This window comes from Shewanella sp. SR43-4 (assembly GCF_014163845.1).
Taxonomy (GTDB): Bacteria; Pseudomonadota; Gammaproteobacteria; order Enterobacterales; family Shewanellaceae; genus Shewanella; species Shewanella vesiculosa.
Window position 1 is genome coordinate 1 of the sequence record NZ_JACJEB010000083.1, and the last position, 209, is coordinate 209.

1 protein-coding gene is annotated in these 209 nt (G+C 55.5%); it reads left to right on the forward strand.

Annotated features, from left to right (window positions below; genetic code table 11):
* On the forward strand, positions 1-209 hold a 209-nt coding region (locus H5123_RS20490), incomplete at both ends, for a cadherin repeat domain-containing protein (protein WP_182699104.1).

Below are 209 nucleotides of genomic sequence, written 5' to 3' on the forward strand. Positions count from 1 at the left end.
GTGGGCGAAACCAGCTACAACTTTACGTATTTTGAAAACAGCAGCGACAGCACTGTGATTGGCACCGTCAATGCCATCGATCCAGAAGGCACGCCAGTGACCTACAGTATCGTCAGCGGCAATGACGACGCTTGGTTTGAGATTGACCCCGTGACCGGTGTCATCAGCTTGACCCCAGCGGGCGTGGCCGCCGTCGCCAATGACTTTGA